This is a genomic window from bacterium (assembly GCA_019637795.1).
Taxonomy (GTDB): Bacteria; Desulfobacterota; Binatia; order HRBIN30; family CADEER01; genus JAHBUY01.
Map to the genome: position 1 here is coordinate 291,892 of JAHBUY010000005.1, position 14,876 is coordinate 306,767.

A 14,876-nucleotide genomic window follows, 5' to 3' on the forward strand; every position below is an offset into this window, starting at 1 on the left:
GGCTGGGTCGGCCCGGCTGGGTCGCAGTGCCGGTCGCTCGTGATAGGAGGACGCCCGTGGCTGATTTCGTCTGGGTCACCTGGGACGGGGCGGGGAACCTGCCACCGCAGCGCGCGCTGGCGCGCGCCCTGCTGGCGCGCGGGCATCGGCTGCGCGCCCTGGCGCACGATTCGCTGCGCGAGGCGCTGACAGGCGACGGCGCCGAGTGCCTGCCGGTGCCCGGGCTGCGGCGCTACGACGCGCACCTGGCCATGCAGCCGGCGGAGGAGCTGGGCTACGTGCTCGAGCACGTCTGGTACGCGCGGTCATTCGGCGAGGCGCTGCTGTCGGCGGTCGCCGACCGCCGCCCGGATGGCCTGCTCGTCGACCTCTGCCTGACGCACGCGCTGGTCGCGGCACACCGCACCGGCCTGCCGACGACGGCGCTCGGCCACTTCCCGTACCAGATCCTGCTCGGGCCGTTCGCGCCGGTGACGGCGTCGCGGCTGGACGAAACCAATGCCTACGCGGCGGAGCTGGGCGTGGCGCCGTTCGCTTCGCACCAGGCGCTGGTGGAGGCGGCGGCGCTGGTGCTGGTGCCGACCTATCGCTCGTTCGACGAGGTCGACGATCCGGCGCCGCACGTCGTGCACGTCGGCCCTTGTCGCGCGGGACACGAGGCGGCCGCGCCGTGGCAGCGCCGCGCGCCCGACCGCCCCTTGGTGCTGGTCGGGCTCAGCACCAGCAATCAGATGCAACAGCCCCTGCTGCAGCGCCTGTGCGACGCGCTGGCGCCGCTCGCGGTGGAAGCCGTGGTGACGAGCGGGCCGGCGATCGATCCGCAGGCCCTGCGCCCCGGCGACAACACCAGCGTGGTGCGCTTCGTGGCGCACGACCTCATCCTGCCGGCAACCGACCTGCTGATCACCCACGCCGGCCACGGCACCGCGCTGGCGGGCGCGACCTACGGGGTGCCCATGCTGTGCTTCCCGATGGGCCGCGATCAGCCGTTGATCGCCGACCGCGTCGCCCGCCTCGGCCTCGGCGCCGTCCTCCCCCCCGACGCCGAGGTCGCCGCGATCCGCGACGCCATCGCGGGCATGCTCGCCGATCCGGCGCTGCGCGAGCGCGCCAGGGCCTATGCGCGCTCGGTGGCCGACCACCCCGACCTGGCGGAGGCCGTGCGGCGGGTCGAATCGCACCTGGCGGCGCCGCGCTGACCGGACGCCGCCGCGTCGTTCGCGGGCCCGCGGATCGCCTGTGGCGCGGGTTGACGAGCCTGCCGCTTTCGGCGATGGACCGTCAGGTTGCGCGGGTGCGCGCGGCGGGTCGCGCGCGCACGGCCGGCGCCGTCAGCCGCAGGGAATGCGTTTCGCTTCTGAACCCACTGCCCTCAGGGAGGACGTGTGATGACACGAACGTTGGCAGCCAGTACGACGCTGCTGCTGTTGCTCGGCGCAGGCTGCAAGACGCAACAGCCGTGGCGACCCACGGTCGACACATTCGGCAGCTCGCGGGCGCAGTACGTCAGCCGCGACATGGAGGAGTGCCGGCAGCTCGCCTTCCAGGTCTCCGGCTCGGCGCCGCAGCAGGCGGTGCAGGGCGCGGCGACCGGCGGACTGGTCGGGGCCGCCGCCGGCGCGGCGATCGGCGCCGCCTTCGGCAGCGCCGGGCGCGGGGCGGCGGTCGGCGCGGCGGCCGGCGGCATCGGCATGGGCGCCCAGCGCGCGTCGCAGGCCGAGCAGGCGTTCCAGCGCGCCTACGTCAACTGCATGCGCCAGCGAGGACACAATGTTCTCAATTGAGAGAGGCGAAGGAGGAACGGCGATGAAGGCGCGTGCGTGGGTGGCTCGACTCGCGATCCTGGCCCTGCTGGGCGGCGCCGCGGCGCGGCCGGCGGCGGCCTTCGTCATGGACGGCCCGCTCATCCAGTCGTTGCGGCAGGTCATGGCGGGCAACTTCGAGGCCTACAACAAGAAGGACATCAACGCCCTGATGCAGGGCGTCGACAGCCGCTCGCCCGATTACGAACCCACCAAGAAGGCGGCGGAGGCGCAGTTCAAGGACCTCGACGTCACCACCGAGCTGGTCGACTTCGTGCCCATGGGGCACGACGACGAGTTCGCGGTCGCCCGCATCAAGGCCAAGACCACCGGCAAGCCCGGCAGCGGCTTCACCGACAATACCGTCGACGCGATCGTCCTCTTCCACCAGGAGAACGGCCAGTGGAAGCTGTGGAGCGAGGACGTCCTCGGCGTCACCATCGCCCCGTGAGGTGATCCGGGCGCCGCGCCGCCGCGTGCGGCGGCGCGGCGCCCGCCCGGCCTATTTGTCCTTGCGGCGCGCCGACAGCACGCGTTCGCCGTCGGCGCGGTGGAGGTCCAGCAGATCGCGGTCGATGGCCCAGGTCGTCGTCGACTCCAGCGCGGCGAGAAACTCGCGCTCCTGCTGCATGACGCCCCTGCCGTCGCAGTGCGTGCGGGTGACCGCCGCCGGGCCGATGCTGAGGCGGCGCTCGTCGCGCGTGTAGCTGGCGCGGAAGGTGTTGCAGCCGCTGGTGCCGCTGACCGTCCCGTCCTGGAAGGTCAGGGTCAGGGTGGTCCCGAGCAGCGGACTGACCACCGCATGGCGGCCGTTGTTGAAGCCGGTCACCTCCCAGGCGACGCCGTCGAGGCGCGGCGCCGGCGCGGCGACGAAGGTCAGCGTCGGCTCGTCCTCCGCGGGCGGCGTGAGGGTCAGGCCGTCCGCGGCGACGGCGAAGCGGAGCGTGCCGGCGAGGGCCGCCTTGACGGCGTCCTCGACCCGCATCACCGGCGGCGGACACGCCATCATCGTGCCGGCCATGGCGGGGATCGTCACCCGATCGCCCGCGACGGTGTACGAGCCGACCAGTTGATTGCAGCCGCTGAAGCCCTGCAGGCGGCCGCCGTCGAAGCGAACGGTCACGCCCTGGCGCACGGCGGCGAGTTGTTTCGCGTCCAGGCCGCGCAGGCTGGTCAGCCGCCACAGCGGTCCCTCGATCGGCGCCGGCGGCCCGGGCGTCGCGGCCGGCGACTCCGCCGCGGCGGCGGCGTTCGCCGCGGCGAGGCGGCAGCAGCCGGCGAGGAAGCGCCCGTCCGGCAGCGAGACCCGCGCCACCACCGGGTGCGCGACGTCCGACATCCCGTCGCTGCACGCGGCGTCGCGCAGGAAGAGCACGAGATCGCCGCCGCCGCTCGCCGGCGCGCCACGCCACACCCGTTCGCGCAGCGCGTCGATGCGGCTGCTGGCGCCGCGAAAGGCCACCGCCGGCGCCTCCGGCAGCGTCAGTTGCGCCGTGTCGGGCGTCACCAGCGCGACGCTCCAGGACGGCTCGCTGCCGAAGCAGATCAACGGCGCGTCCGCCGCGGCGGCGGGCCGCGCGGCGGCGAGGACGAGGGCGAGCAGCGCGTGGTGGGTTCGCATCGGGTTCCTCCGCCGGCGGACCGCGCCGGCCGGCGTGGACGAGCCGACGGCGCGCGGGGGCTGCAGGGTCCGCAACATCAACATGCGACAGATCACCAGGCCACCGGCCGCGGCGGCGAGGTGCTTGAGGGCATGGCCGCCGATCACGTGCCCGAGCGCCAGCACCTGGCCGTCCAGCGTCTCGAACACCTTGGCGACCACGTAGGCGCCGAACACCCAGTAGAGATCGTTGCCGCGGGTGTAGCGCGACGGGTGCAGCCAGGTGATCATCAACAGCATCACCACGGTGTAGCCCTGGGCGATGGCGTAGGGCACGACGTTGCCGGCGCCGGCCCGCTCCGTCGCCCGCCAGTACACCACCGATTCGGCGCCGAGGAGCAGCATCGGCACCAGGAGCAGGAGACCGGCGCGGACGCTGAGGCGATCGGCCACCTGGGCCGCCAGCAGCGACATGAACGCGATGGTCATCGGCAGCCGATCCCAGAACAGCCGCTCGTTGTCGGGCGCCAGGTGATAGTAGGCGGAGCCGATGGCGGTCAGCAGCATGCCGGTGAAGAACACCAGATAGGGCACCCGCTCGCGCCTCTCGGCGAAAGCGGCGGGAGCCGCGAAGACGGCGCCGAAGCCGAGCAGCGCGACGAGCAGGAAACCGACGTTCGAGGCGACGTCGAGAAAGTTGGCGACCCCGAACCACGCCCGGTGGTCGGCGAAGTCGTGGTAGCCGGTCGGCTGCGGCACCGCCGGCAGCACGAAGGCGGCGAGCAGGCACAGCGCCGTGACGACGGCGATGGGACGGGCGCGCTTCGCCATGCGCCGCGCCACGGTCGCTCGCCATGTGGGCGGGCGACCGTTGGCGCCTCTCTCAGGAGAGCGCTTTCGCCTTCAGGCGCTCGAACTCGGCGCGATCGATGGCCCCGGCATCGAGCAGCGCCTTGGCCTTCTGGATCTGGTCGGCGGGCCCGGCGGACGAGGCGCCGGCGACGGAGCGAACGTAGGCGTCGAAGCGATCCTGGACCTCCTTCTGCGCCCGGGCCGCGCGCTCGGCCATGCCGCCGCCGCGGACGATCAGGTAGGCGAGAATGCCGAAGACCGGGAAGAAGAAGACCAGCACGACCCAGATCGCCTTGGTGACGCCCGACGCCTCGTGGTCGCGGAACAGGTCGGAGACGACCGACATCAGCAGCCAGAACCAGACGACGAAGAAGAAGATCTCCACGAACCAGATGAGGATGTCGCCGTGACCGAACGAGGTGTTCAACATCGGTGGCTCCCTTCGCGACTGGAATCCGGGCTGAGGATGTATACACGACCTTCCGGGACTGTCCACGCGCTGACGGCGCGCGCCGCGCCGTCAGCGCGCAGGGGACGGCGTGACCATCGGCGCCGCCGTCGCCGGTGGCGTTGCCGCGCCGCGGCGCCGATCGGGAATCGCCTCCGGGGCCTTGGGATTGCCATCGAGGAAGCTCTCGACGGCGCCCGCGGTGGCGCCGAGGAGCAGCGGCAGCAGCAGCAGCGCCGCCGCCCTATGGACGCTCCAGCGCATAGGACACCATGAAACGGACCATGACGAACTCGTGCTTGCCGACGTTGACCGCCAGCTCGCCGAAGGGCAGTCCCTGGTACGACACGAAGCCGCCGAAGTCGTTCTCGCCGTACAGGTTGTTGTGCGGCTCGAAGAAGCCGCCGAAGCGCGCCCCGGCGCCGAGGTTGTAGGAGACGCCGAACGAGCCGAGGGCGGCGTTGTTGAACTTGGCGCCGTTCGCCCACTCGCCGCCCCACAGCAGGTTGCCGGAGATCGCCAGGCGGCGGCCGATGACCTGGGTCACCGAGCCGCCGAATTCGAGCGTGTCGAACGAGTTGTTCTGGGTGTCGTAGAAGCCGGTCATGGCGAACGACGTCGACTCCCAGTCGCTGCCGCGCCCCCACAGGTCGACGAGCGCGAAGGTGCGGACGCGGCTGAAGTAGCGGTTGTCGGGGTCGGCGTTCTTGTTGCGCCGCCAGGTCGGCTCGACGCTGAGCTCGAAGGGGAAGCGCCAGCGCGAGTTGATGTAGGCGAGGCCGGCGCCGAGCTCGATGCGGTTCTTCTGGTTGCGGAAGGTGGGGCCGGCGACCAGGGTCTGCAGCTCCGGCGCGGTCTGCAGGATCGGCCAGATGCCGGGCATCTCGAATCCCTTCGACGGTGGCGCCTCGCCGGTCCAGGTGTCCCATGCGCTCGCCGCCGGCTGGTCGCCGACCACCGCGCCGTCGCTCTGCAGATAGGTCTCGGCCGCCGACGTCTGGTCGCGGTTCAGGAAGCTGTCCTGCTCGGCCCTGGCCACCGCGGCCAGGAGGACGAGCAGGACGGTCAACGGAACGATCGATCGCATCGGCAACCCCCCGTGCGCGGTGCGCGATGGCCCGCTCAGTACTCGACCGCGTCGCGGATGATCGGGCAGGTCATGCAGTGGCCGCCGCCGCGGCCACGGCCGAGCTCGGCGCCGACGATGGTCACCACCTCGATGCCCTCCTTGCGCAGCAGGGTGTTGGTGTAGGTGTTGCGGTCGTAGGCGAAGACCACGCCCGGCGAGGCGCAGACCAGGTTGGCGCCGCTGTCCCACTGGGTGCGCTCGCGCATGTAGGCATTGCCGCCGGTCTCGACGACGCGCAGCTTCTTCAGCCCCAGCGCCTCGGCCACCGTCTGCACGAACGGCTTCTCGTCCTTGCGCAGCTCGACCCCGCTCGGATGGCTGCTCGGCCGGTACGAATAGGCGGTGATGTGGTTGACGATGTCCGGATAGAGCAGGACGCAATCGCGGTCGGCGAAGGTGAAGATGGTGTCCAGGTGCATGGCGGCGCGCAGCTTCGGCATCGCCGCGACGATGACGCGCTCGGCGGCGCCCTGCTTGAACAGCGCCGCCGCCACCTGGCTGATCGCCTGGCGCGAGGTGCGCTCGCTCATGCCGATGAGCACGTTGCCCTTGCCGATCGGCATGACGTCGCCGCCCTCGATCGTCGCCTGGCCCCAGTCCTGGGTCGGGTCGCCCCACCACACCTTCACCTTGCCGGCGAAGTCGGGATGGAACTTGTAGATCGAGGTGGTGAGGATGGTCTCCTCGTGGCGCGCCGGCCAGTAGAGCGAGTTGAGGGTCACGCCGCCGTAGATCCAGCAGGTGGTGTCGCGGGTGTAGAGGGTGTTCGGCAGCGGCGGCAGCAGGTACTCGGTCTCGCCCGCCGCCTCGCGCACGATGGCGATCGCCTCGCCGCCGTGCGTCTCGGGGAACTCGTGGGTGGAGAGGCCGCCGATCAGGGTCTCGGCCAGCTCGCGGTTCGACAGACCGCCGAGGTAGCTCTTGATCTCGTCGACCAGGCCGAGGCCGACCTGGTTCGGCACCACCTGGTTGTCGAGAATCCACTGTTTGGCCTCCGGCACCGCCAGGGTCTCGGCGAGCAGGTTGTGCATCTCGACGACCTCGATGCCGCGGTCGCGCATCTTGGTCATGAAGTCGAAGTGATCGCGCTTCGCGTTCTCGACCCACAGCACGTCGTCGAACAGCAGCGCGTCGCAGTTGCTCGGGGTCAGCCGCTGGTGGGCCCTGCCGGGGGCGCAGACCATGACCTTGCGCAGTTGGCCGACCTCGGAATGGACGCCGAACGCCGGCGCCGCGCCCTTCTTCTCTGCTGCCATGTGAACCTCCGTCGTCAGTCGCAGTCGCTCAGATCGTAATGTAGCCGGTCACCAGTCCGTGCAGGCCGACGATGGCGCCGAGCACCACCGCCGCGAACAGGATCCACTCCGCCGGCGAGAAGAGCTGCAGGCGCTGCTCGCGCCGCGTCATGAAGAACAGGAACGTCCCCGGAGCGTAGATGATGAGCCCGAGCAGCATGAACTTCATGCCGGCGGCGACCAGGAGGAAGATCGTGTAGCCGGTCGCCAGCACGGCGACCACCATGTCCCTGCCCCGACCGCCGGCGTCGGCGTCGTAGGTCTCGCGCGTCAGCAGCAGCTTCAGCATGTAGGCGGCCGAGAGGAAGTAGGGGATCAGCGACATATGGCTGCACAGCGACAGCGCGAAGGTGAAGGCATCGTCGGAGAACAGGGTCGCCAGCAGCACCAGTTGGATCAGGAGCGAGGTGATGAGCAGCGCCGCCGCCGGCACCTGGGCGGCGTTCTCGCGCCCGAGGAAGGCCGGCATGTCCAGCTTCTTCGCCGCGATCGACAGCACCTCCGCCGCCATCAGGGTCCACGCCAGGTAGGCGCCGAGCACCGAGACGATCACCCCGGCGCCGATGAACACCGCGCCCCACGGCCCGACCGCCGCCTCGAGCACGCCGCCGACCGACGGCTGCTGCAGGCGGGCGATGTCGGCGCTCGGCAGGATGCCGTAGGCGAGGATCGACACCGAGGCGAAGAGCGCCAGCACGCCGAGGAAGCCGGTGACGGTGGCGACGCCGACGTCGGAGCGCTTCTCCGCGAAGCGCGAGTAGTTGCTGGCGCCCTCGATGCCGAGGAAGACGAACACCGTCACCAGCATCGTCGCCTTCACCTGCTCGAAGAGGCCGCCGTACACCGCCGGATCGCCGCCGTAGAGGTTGGCGACGAACACGTCGGTCCTGAGGAAGAAGAGCGCCAGGACCACGAACAGCAGCAGCGGGATCACCTTGGCGATGGTGACGACCTTGTTGATGCCGGCCGCCTCCTTGACGCCGCGCATGACCAGCAGGTGAAAGGCCCAGATGCCGATGGAGGAGAGGAAGACCGAGAGCGGCGTGTTGCCCTCGCCGAGGGCCGGGAACATGCGGCCGAGGGTCGACTTGATCAGCACCCAGTACGACACGTTGCCGACGCAGGCGCTGGCCCAGTAGCCGAAGGCGGAGATGAAGCCCAGATAGGGTCCGAAGCCCGCTCGCGCATAGGCGTACACGCCCGCATCGAGATCGGGTTTGCGGGTGGCCAGCGTCTGGAAGACGAAGCCGAGCATCAGCATGCCGCCGCCGGCGATCGCCCAGGCGATCAGGGCGCCGTAGACGCCGGTGGCCTGGGCGAAGTTGCGCGGGATCGAGAACACCCCCGCCCCCACCATGCCGCCGACCACCATCGCCGTGAGGGTGGCCAGGGGGACTTTCTGCTCGCTCTGCGCTGCCATGTTCGCCTCCTCGTTCAGGTGGGGGTCAGGGACGGGGGCGACCGAAGAAGGCCCCGGCTGGCATCGCCCGCGGTCTGGGATCAAGAGCTCGCATAGCGCCGACTTCGTGTATCAGGTCAATCCAACTCGACAAGCGGTCGGGCAGCGGAGGGATGTGACGAAAACATTTCACCACGGAGGCACGGAGACACGGAGCAACCTGGTCAAGAGAGGGTTCGGGGGCGAGATCCCCAACGCCATCAGCAATGGCCATGGGGATCGCACCCGCCCGCCATTCCGACGCTGCACCCTCCGTGCCTCCGTGGTGAAGGTGTTGTGTCGTATCGAGGCTAGGTCCGAGATGGCGCCGAGGATCTCCGCCTGAACCGCCCGCTGGCGCAGGCTGCCGAGATGGCCACCGCTGGGGAAGACGCGCCTGCGGCCGACCGTCTCGCCGAGCCAGGCCAGGTCCCCGCCTCCGGCGAGGAAGTCGTTCGGCCTGATCGCCGGTGGAGCCGGGAGCGGCCTCAGAAGGCTCCCGCGAGGCGGAGGCCGACGTACGGCGCCGGATCGTAGTTTGAGGAGGCGATGCGGTTGCCGTTGCTGTCTTCCAACTCCACCTCGCCCGCGAACGCCGCGCCCGCCAGCACGTTGAGGCCGATGTGCTCATTGAAGTTCCACCCCAACCGCACGCGCAGCGGCAGGCTGTTGTCGACGCCGACCCCGTTCGGCGCCAGGCTCGAATCGTTGAGCCGGAAGCGGCGCTGTTGATAGAGGAGGCCGAGCCCGATCTCGAGCGGCACCGGGAACTGGTAGGCGACCTCGCCGGACGCCGCCGCCCCGCCGCTGGCCGGCACGCCGCCCAGTCGCACGATCCAGTTGGGCCCCGGGATCCAGCGCAGGTCGACCTGCGGCACCACCGTCGGGTCGTCCTCGATCTGGGTGATCACCGCCACGCCGACGCCGGCGAACAGCGTGTCGCTGTGGCGGTACTCGGCGGCCAGCAGGCCGCCGCCGCTGACGCTGTCGCCCCAGTTGGCGCCGTCCTCGGGCGAGAACATCAGGATGCCGCCGGCCGAGACGCCCCACTGCTGGTTGATGTCGTAGGTCAGCTTGCTGCCCAGGCGCATGGAGTAGATGACGTTCCAGGGGCTGCCGCCGCCGAAATCGTAGTCGTTGACACCGAAGAAGAAGGTGTTGCCCCAGCGCAGGTGATCCATCAGGCCGAGGCCGCCGGCGAGGCCGAGGTCGTAGCGATAGACCTGCAGGCTGCCGCCTTTGTCGATGTCGGCGTCGCCCTGGTAGACGAAGCCGCCCTCGCCGAGCACGCGCAGCGAGGGGTGCGCGCCGTCGGCCATCAGCTCGCCCAGGATCAGCTCGTCGGCCTCCTGGCCGCGCGCCGTCGCCGGCACCCCGAAACCAATCGCCAGCGCGATGGCCAGCAGCCACCGCGTCCCCCGGCCGAAGATGCACGGCCGCCCCTGTCGCGCATGCGTCGCCATGCGGCGCTGCTTGCGCAACTTTCCGACCGGTCGTCAAGGGTGCATCCGCCGACCGGCGGGCGCGCCCGCCGCCGGCGCCGCCATTGGCACGCCCCGGGGCGCCTGGTAGACCGCTGGCCGGTCGATCACATGACGTCCCCGGCTCCCCAACGTCGCGGCCGCCTCGCCGCCCTCCTGCGCTGGAGCCGCGCCCTGCTGTGGTTCCTGATCCGCGCCCTGGTGCTCCTCTGGTCGACCCTGGCGATCCACTACTCCAACCTGCCGTGGCCCTGGGCGCGCACCGCGGCGGCCGGCGTCTTCCTGGTCTTCGGCGTGTGGGCGTTGTGGCTGGCGCCGCGCCGCGGCCGCTGGCTGTTCGCCGCCGCGTTCGCCGCGCTGCTGGTGTGGTGGAGCACCATCCAGCCATCGCAGGAGCGGAACTGGCGGCCGGAGGTGGCGGTGCTGCCGCGCGCCGTCATCGACGGCGACCGCGTGCGCCTCACCGGCGTGCGCGACTTCACCTACCGCAGTCGGCACGACTTCACCGTCCGCTACGTGGACCGCGAGGTCGAGCTGTCGCATCTGGTGGCGGTGGACTTCTTCGTCTCCTTCTGGATGCCCGGGCCGATCGGCCACACCTTCGTCAGCTTCGTGTTCGACAACGCCCCGCCGCTCAGCATCTCGATCGAGACGCGCCCCGAGGTCGGCGAGACGTTCGCGCCGGTCGCGTCGCTGTTCAAGCAGTTCGAGCTGATCTACGTCGTCGGCAGCGAGCCGGACGTGGTCGGCTCGCGCACCAGCCACCGCGGGGAGGAGGTCTTCCTCTACCGCATCCTCACCGACCGCGAGACCGCGCGACGTCTGTTCCTGGTCTACCTGGACCGCATCAACCAGCTCGCCGACCACCCCGAGTGGTACCACCTGCTCAGCAACAACTGCACGATCAACATCATCCGCTACGCCAACGCCGCCGGGCGCCACGGACGACTCGACTGGCGCCACGTCCTCAACGGCCTGATCGATCGCTATCTCTACGCCACCGGCCGCATCGACACCTCGCTGCCGTTCGCCGAGCTGCGCCAGCGCTCGCACATCAACCGCGCGGCGCGGGCGGCGGACGGCGCCGCGGATTTCTCCGACCGCATCCGCGCCGGCCTGCCGGCGATGGATCGCTGAGACCGCGACGCGGCGCAGTCGAGCGGGCGCTCACGGCGGCGCCACGCCGGCCAGGCTGCGCTGCAACGCCGCGGCGACGGCCGGATCGTCGAGCACGGCGGCGTGCCCGGCGTCGAAGCCGAGGATCTGCCGCGCCTGCGCCTGGGAGCGGGCGTCGAGCTGGCTGGCGACGGTGACGACGCCGTCGTTGGCGATACGGCTGCGGCGCGAGCCGCCGTAGGCGAAGTAGAGGTCGTGCGCGGCGTAGCGCGGCAGCGGCGTGCCCAGGATGTGGGTCTGGAACGGACTGCCGGGAGCCAGGTCGCGCCACGCCGGCGCCACCACCGGCGCCCGGGCGACGCCGAGCGCCGCCCCGGCGTGCCCCTGCCAGGGCGTGGCGATGGTGACGAAGGTCAGGGCGTCGAGGCTGCCGCCGAGACCGCCCGGGTCGCCGACCAGGTAGGCGCGCGACACCAGCCCGCCCATGCTGTGCGCCACCAGCGCGAGGCGCGGGAAGCCGTACTCGACCTCCAGCGCCTGCAGCCAACGGCCCAGGGCGGCGGCGACGACGTCGAGCCCGACGGCGCTCGGGTAGTAGGCCAGCCACGCCTGGAAGCGACGGTGGTCGAGCCGCTCGATCAACGCCTTGAAGTTGGCCGGATGACCGAGCGCGCCGTGCACGAACAGCACCGGCGTGCGCTGCGGATCGTAGGGCTCGAGGAAGTAGATGCCGGCGCCGACGTCGATCAGGAAGCGGGCCGGCTGCCACAGGCCGAGGCGGGCGTTGTCCTCGGAGAAGCGCGCGTCCTCGAGCGTCACCACCTCGCCGATGCGGCTGGCGGGCAGCTCCGACACCTCGCCGGACTGGCGCACCGGTAGCAGGCCGACGTCGATCGGCGCCGCGCCGGCGGCGGCCAGCGGCAGGTCGAGGCCGGCGACGGTGGCGCCGGACCGCACCTCGATCGGCTCGCCGCCGCGCGCCCAGGTGACCGGCTCGCCGGCGTCGTGGGTCAGCGAGCCGTCGCGATCCTCGAAGGCGCCGACCCGGTAGGCGCCGGCCGGCACCACCAGGAAGTAGGACCCGGGGCGCGACAGGACCACCCAGTCGGCCGCCTCCGCGCCAGCGCCAGCCGCCGTGGCGAATACCACCAGCGGCGCCGCTTCGCCGCCGGGCGGCGGCGTCACCTGGCCGCGCAGGTAGCCGTAGCGGTCGAGCACCCGCAGGTTCTCGCCCAGAGCGCCGAACTGACAGCCGCCCAGGATGAGCAGCGCCAGCAGCAACGCCAACGGCAGGGGCGCACGGCCGGCGCCAGGTCGCATTCCCTCTTCGCCTCGCGACAACGTCCGCGCAGCGCATACACACAGCGATGCGACACGGTCAATGCGCGCCCGGCGGAGGATCGACGGCGTCGGCGGGCTCATTCGTTGCGGCAGTAGAGCGGTTCCGCCGAGGTGAAGGTTGCGGCGCGCCCGGCGGCGTTCAGGCGCCGCACACGGACGCGCCGGGGCGCGACGCAGTCGAACGGCGATCGCACCACGAGCTGGGTCGGCGTCACCGCCAGCACCGGCGCCGGCGTCCAGCCGCCGTCGAGGCGTTCGAGCTCGACGCAGGTGCCGCGCAGCGGCGCGCAGGTGTTCCCCGCCGCCACGTCGAGACAGCCGGAGGCGCCGCCGCGCCCGTAGCCGTCGATGGCGTTGAAGCCGCGGCCGCCGATGCGCAGCACCGTCCCTTCGCGGCCGGCCGCGGGACTGACCGACTGCACGGCCGTGCCGCCGCTCGGCTGGCGCGGCGCCTCGCAGGGCGCCACCGCGAGGTGGGGGTTGGCGGCGGCGACGTCGCGGCGCGTCACCTGCGCCGCCCGGCAGCGCGCCCCCTCGCCGCCGTGCTGCCACTGGTTGCCGACCGCCGAGCGCCGCGCCTGCGCGCTGCCCATGTTGAAATTGGCGCCGGCGCCGCTGCCGTTGCCGGTAAAGGCGTTGCGGCCGGGGATGGCGGGAGCGCCGAAGCTCGCCTCGGCGACGCGTCCGTCCTGCTGGTTGAGCAGCACCCCGGCGCGCCGGTTGCGCACGCTGGCGACGCCGACGACGGCGATCGGCACGCCGCGCCCGGCGTCGGCCGCCATTTCGATTCCCAGCTCGTGGCCGCAGATGAAGTCGTCCTGCAGGGTGCCGCGGGCGTGGTGGCGGAGAAAGACGCCGCGGCGTTCGCCGTCGCGGACCACGTTGCCGCGCGTCCGCAGGGCGACGCTCGGATCGGGCTCCGCCGACAGTTGCGCCGCCGCGGCGCGCGTCGCCGTCGCATCGCAGGCGGGCGGCGCGGCGTCGAGCGGGCGGCAGATCCCGTCGCCGCAGCCGGCATCGTCGGCACCGGGACAGGCGGGCGGCGGCGCGGCGCGGCAGGCGCCCTCCTCCAGCCCCCAGGCGCAGCACGGCTGGCCGTCGCGCGGGCCGCCGCGGCAGCGGGCCGCTGTCGGGCAGTTGCGACCGTTGCCCTCGATGAGGTTCTCCTCCGCCTGCAGCCGACCGCGCGGGCTCTGCGCGAACAGACCGCCGCGGGCGTTGTGGTGGATCCAGCTCCGGCGCACGACCGTGGCAGCGTCGCGCGACTTCACCGCCCGGTCGTAACAGTGGCGCAGCTCGCTGTCGGCGACGACGACGGCGTCGGCCCAGTCGTGGTATCCGGTCGCCTCGACGTCGACGCAGTCCTTGCCCTGGGCGGGATTGCGCGCCGCCGCGCGGTCGTTGGCCGGGCAGTCCTGCATGGCGCGGTGGGCGCTGCCGCCGTCGAGCAGCGCCGTCTCGACGAAGGCGCGGCGGGCGCCGGCGTCGAAGGCGAGCACGTCCTGGTCGAGCCGGGCGATGCGCGCGTCGGCGCCGAGGAGGCGGCGGACGTAGACGCCGCGCAGGCCGGCGTCGGGGGCGGCGATGCGGATGGCGGCGGCGCTCGGCCGCGTCGGATCGCGCGGATCGAGCTCGATGATGGCGCGGTAGCGGCGATCCGCGAACGGCGCCAGCGGCGACGGGTTGCCGTCGTCGTCGGTGCCGTCGATCACCATCTCGGCGTCGATCCGCAGCGGCGCCGGATCGGTGAGGCGCACCACCAGGGGCCCGGTCGCCGGCGGCGGGAGCGCGAACTGGATCAGCGACGGCGGACCCGCCGCGGCCGCCGCCACCGCCTGGCGCAGCGTGCCCGGCGCGCCGTCGTCGGCGTCCGAGCGCACGGTGACGACCGTGCGGTAGGCGGTCCAGCGCAGCGCCGCCGGCGCCGCCGCGTCGGCCATCACCAGGCCGCGCCGCGCCTGGCGTTGGCCGCTGGCCTCGACCTCGACGCGGTGCAGCCATTCGCCGGGCGCCAGGCCGTCGAGCCGGCGCGTGCAGCGCGGCACGCCGCCGGCGCAGGCGCAGGCGCTGCCGGCGCCGCAATCGCAGGCGCCGGCGCAGCCCGCCGGCAGCTCGAGGATGGTGTCGTAGGTCGTGGCGGCGCCGGCCGGCGCGCAGGCGCCGGCGACGCGGCGTCCGCGCAGGTGCACGCGGATCGGTTGGTCGCCGCCGTGGCGGTTGTCGACGACGACGGCGACGTCGCCGCGCAGGTCTCCCGGGCAGGTGTCGCCCGCCATGGCGCGCCACGACAGCGCGACGCAGGCGGCGACGAACGCCGCGAGGCAGGCGGCGAGACGATGGCGCGACACGCCGCCAGCTCACATGCGATCGCGCC

At 72.2% G+C, this 14,876-nt stretch carries 13 protein-coding genes; 4 read left to right on the forward strand and 9 right to left on the reverse strand.

Annotated features, from left to right (window positions below):
• Positions 1-56 precede the first annotated feature (56 nt).
• The 3 genes from KF840_18270 to KF840_18280 all read left to right on the forward strand — a co-directional run bounded on the left by KF840_18270 (position 57) and on the right by KF840_18280 (position 2,253).
• Positions 57-1,199 carry a glycosyltransferase family 1 protein gene (locus tag KF840_18270; GenBank protein ID MBX3026858.1) on the forward strand — a complete coding sequence of 381 codons (1,143 nt, stop codon included), beginning with the start codon at positions 57-59 and terminating at the stop codon, positions 1,197-1,199.
• 189 nt (positions 1,200-1,388) lie between these two features.
• Positions 1,389-1,784, forward strand: a complete 396-nt coding sequence (locus KF840_18275) for a hypothetical protein (GenBank protein ID MBX3026859.1) — start codon at positions 1,389-1,391, stop codon at positions 1,782-1,784.
• Between the two features lie 22 nt (positions 1,785-1,806).
• A complete protein-coding gene (locus KF840_18280) occupies positions 1,807-2,253 on the forward strand; it encodes a hypothetical protein (GenBank protein MBX3026860.1) in 447 nt (148 codons plus the stop codon).
• A 51-nt stretch (positions 2,254-2,304) separates the two neighbouring features.
• Here KF840_18280 and KF840_18285 read toward each other — a convergent pair whose 3' ends face one another.
• From KF840_18285 to KF840_18315, 7 genes are all read right to left on the reverse strand, one after another.
• Entirely contained in the window at positions 2,305-4,233 is a 1,929-nt protein-coding gene (locus tag KF840_18285; GenBank protein ID MBX3026861.1) for an META domain-containing protein, read from the reverse strand.
• A 52-nt stretch (positions 4,234-4,285) separates the two neighbouring features.
• Positions 4,286-4,684, reverse strand: a complete 399-nt coding sequence (locus tag KF840_18290) for an SHOCT domain-containing protein (protein ID MBX3026862.1) — start codon at positions 4,682-4,684, stop codon at positions 4,286-4,288.
• Positions 4,685-4,774: 90 nt separating this feature from the next.
• Positions 4,775-4,966 carry a hypothetical protein gene (locus tag KF840_18295; protein ID MBX3026863.1) on the reverse strand — a complete coding sequence of 64 codons (192 nt, stop codon included), beginning with the start codon at positions 4,964-4,966 and terminating at the stop codon, positions 4,775-4,777.
• The gene (locus KF840_18300; protein MBX3026864.1) at positions 4,947-5,789 is read right to left on the reverse strand and encodes a hypothetical protein; all 843 of its coding nucleotides are present in this window, start codon (positions 5,787-5,789) and stop codon (positions 4,947-4,949) included. Before KF840_18300 ends, KF840_18295 begins: the two co-directional genes overlap by 20 nt.
• 35 nt (positions 5,790-5,824) lie before the next feature.
• Positions 5,825-7,087: an arginine deiminase gene (gene arcA, locus KF840_18305; GenBank protein ID MBX3026865.1), complete on the reverse strand. Its 1,263-nt coding sequence runs from the start codon at positions 7,085-7,087 to the stop codon at positions 5,825-5,827.
• Between the two features lie 28 nt (positions 7,088-7,115).
• Positions 7,116-8,546, reverse strand: a complete 1,431-nt coding sequence (locus tag KF840_18310; protein ID MBX3026866.1) for a basic amino acid/polyamine antiporter — start codon at positions 8,544-8,546, stop codon at positions 7,116-7,118.
• A gap of 506 nt (positions 8,547-9,052) precedes the next feature.
• Positions 9,053-10,027 carry a hypothetical protein gene (locus KF840_18315; protein ID MBX3026867.1) on the reverse strand — a complete coding sequence of 325 codons (975 nt, stop codon included), beginning with the start codon at positions 10,025-10,027 and terminating at the stop codon, positions 9,053-9,055.
• 129 nt (positions 10,028-10,156) lie between these two features.
• Here KF840_18315 and KF840_18320 point away from each other — a divergent pair, with 129 nt between their 5' ends.
• Positions 10,157-11,182 (forward strand): DUF4105 domain-containing protein, encoded by a 1,026-nt coding sequence (locus tag KF840_18320; protein ID MBX3026868.1) that lies wholly within the window; start codon positions 10,157-10,159, stop codon positions 11,180-11,182.
• 30 nt (positions 11,183-11,212) lie between these two features.
• Here KF840_18320 and KF840_18325 read toward each other — a convergent pair whose 3' ends face one another.
• The gene (locus KF840_18325) at positions 11,213-12,481 is read right to left on the reverse strand and encodes a hypothetical protein (GenBank protein ID MBX3026869.1); all 1,269 of its coding nucleotides are present in this window, start codon (positions 12,479-12,481) and stop codon (positions 11,213-11,215) included.
• Positions 12,482-12,579: 98 nt separating this feature from the next.
• Positions 12,580-14,850: a hypothetical protein gene (locus KF840_18330; protein MBX3026870.1), complete on the reverse strand. Its 2,271-nt coding sequence runs from the start codon at positions 14,848-14,850 to the stop codon at positions 12,580-12,582.
• Positions 14,851-14,876: the final 26 nt, after the last annotated feature.

Coding starts and splice junctions, on each gene's coding strand:
- KF840_18315 (MBX3026867.1), bottom strand. CDS start 10,027: ATGGCGACGCATGCGCGACAGGGGCGGCCGTGCATCTTCGGCCGGGGG.
- KF840_18285 (MBX3026861.1), bottom strand. CDS start 4,233: ATGGCGAAGCGCGCCCGTCCCATCGCCGTCGTCACGGCGCTGTGCCTG.
- KF840_18310 (MBX3026866.1), bottom strand. CDS start 8,546: ATGGCAGCGCAGAGCGAGCAGAAAGTCCCCCTGGCCACCCTCACGGCG.
- KF840_18325 (MBX3026869.1), bottom strand. CDS start 12,481: ATGCGACCTGGCGCCGGCCGTGCGCCCCTGCCGTTGGCGTTGCTGCTG.
- KF840_18295 (MBX3026863.1), bottom strand. CDS start 4,966: ATGCGCTGGAGCGTCCATAGGGCGGCGGCGCTGCTGCTGCTGCCGCTG.
- KF840_18280 (MBX3026860.1), top strand. CDS start 1,807: ATGAAGGCGCGTGCGTGGGTGGCTCGACTCGCGATCCTGGCCCTGCTG.
- arcA (MBX3026865.1), bottom strand. CDS start 7,087: ATGGCAGCAGAGAAGAAGGGCGCGGCGCCGGCGTTCGGCGTCCATTCC.
- KF840_18290 (MBX3026862.1), bottom strand. CDS start 4,684: ATGTTGAACACCTCGTTCGGTCACGGCGACATCCTCATCTGGTTCGTG.
- KF840_18275 (MBX3026859.1), top strand. CDS start 1,389: ATGACACGAACGTTGGCAGCCAGTACGACGCTGCTGCTGTTGCTCGGC.
- KF840_18320 (MBX3026868.1), top strand. CDS start 10,157: ATGACGTCCCCGGCTCCCCAACGTCGCGGCCGCCTCGCCGCCCTCCTG.
- KF840_18300 (MBX3026864.1), bottom strand. CDS start 5,789: ATGCGATCGATCGTTCCGTTGACCGTCCTGCTCGTCCTCCTGGCCGCG.